Here is a 1,434-nt window from a genome sequence, read left to right as displayed (position 1 = left end):
GGCGGCAATCCGCGCGCCGTCGAGCGCGCCGGCTGGTCCGTTATCGGCATCCGGGTCGCGGTCTATGCGGTCGCCGGCCTGCTCGCCTGTCTGGCCGGGCTGACGCTGACCGGCCTCACCACATCGGGCGACGCCAATGTCGCGCCGGCCTATACGCTGCTCGGCGTCGGCGCGGTGATCCTCGGCGGCGGCGCCTTTACCGGCGGCGTCGTATCGCCGGTCGGCACGGTGATCGGCGCTCTGACGCTGTCGCTCGCGGGCTCGCTTCTGTCTTTCCTGCAGGTGCCGCCGACATGGCAGATCGGCGCCCAGGGCGTCATCCTGTTTCTCGTGCTGGCCGGGCGCGTGCTTTTGTCGGAGCGGACGCGATGACCCGGAGATTGAGCCTCGCGCCGTGGACCTACGGCTTCATCGTGGCGCTCGCAATGTGGCTGGCGACGACAGCCTATTCGGGCATCGGCAGTGCCGGCGCCACGCTGTCGGGCGCACTCGCCTTCGGTGCCTTCAGCGTGGTGGTGGGAACCGGGCAGATGTTCGTGGTCGCTTCCGGGCCGGGCAATATCGACCTGTCCGTGCCATCCGTGCTGACGCTGGCCGCCTATGTGTCGATGACGGTGATGCAAGGGTCCGACGGCATGCTGCTGCCTGGCCTGCTTGCAGCACTTGCCGTCGGCGCTGTCGCGGGTGCCGCGAACTTCCTTGCCATCGTCGCGCTCAGGCTGCCGCCGATCATCGCGACGCTCGCCTGGAGCTTCGTCTTCCAGTCGCTTGCCTTCAATCTCGGCGGCCAGGCGACGCTGAAGCCGCCGGCAGGCCTTTCCCGGTTCACCTCGATGAGCCTTGGCGGTGTGCAATTCATGCCGATCGCGGTGATGCTGCTGACGCTGGCCGCCATGATCGCTCTCAAACGCACGGTCTGGGGCCGGCAAGTGCTGGCCACCGGCCAGAGCGAACCGGCGGCGCGGCTTGCCGGCATCAACGTCGCACGGGTGCGGTTGATTGCCTATATGCTGTGCGGCACGGCGGCGGCGCTCGCCGGCTTCCTGCTTGCCGGCTTCAGCGGCGGGGCAGCACTCAACATGGGTGACGCCTATCTGATGGAATCGATCGCCGTGGTGGTGCTTGGCGGCACCAGCGTCGCTGGTGGGCAGGCCAACGCGGTCGGCATATGGGGGGCTGCGTTGTTCTTCAACCTGATGTCTACCATGCTCAATACCTTTGGCATCCAGGCAGGCGTGCGCTTCCTTTTGACCGGCGTGCTGATCATCCTGATCGTCGCTCTCGTGCCGAGGCCTCGCGTCAGATGAAACCCGCCACCGATACGCTCGCCGGGCTGTTCGAAACAAAGGCAGTTTCTTTCGTCGATCTGACGCATCCGATGAAGCCCGGCATGCCGGTGTGGCCGACGCACCCGCATTACTGCCAGGAGATGGT

1 protein-coding gene and 1 pseudogene are annotated in these 1,434 nt (G+C 66.7%); both read left to right on the top strand.

The annotated features are described in order from the left end of the window. A pseudogene (locus EN750_RS34150) lies at window positions 1-372 on the top strand (ABC transporter permease); the annotation flags it as partial. After that, window positions 369-1,307 (top strand): ABC transporter permease, encoded by a 939-nt coding sequence (locus EN750_RS34145; RefSeq protein WP_127326988.1) that lies wholly within the window; start codon window positions 369-371, stop codon window positions 1,305-1,307. The pseudogene EN750_RS34150 and the gene EN750_RS34145, both read left to right, overlap by 4 nt. Window positions 1,308-1,434 lie beyond the last annotated feature (127 nt).

This window comes from Mesorhizobium sp. M7A.F.Ca.ET.027.03.2.1, assembly GCF_003999175.1.
GTDB lineage: Bacteria > Pseudomonadota > Alphaproteobacteria > Rhizobiales > Rhizobiaceae > Mesorhizobium.
The sequence above is the reverse complement of the archived record's forward strand: the minus strand, read 5'-3'. Positions and strand labels throughout refer to the sequence as shown.

Bases quoted from the DNA above. Each gene is read 5' to 3' on its own strand.
- EN750_RS34145 (WP_127326988.1), top strand. From the start codon at position 369: ATGACCCGGAGATTGAGCCTCGCGCCGTGGACCTACGGCTTCATCGTG.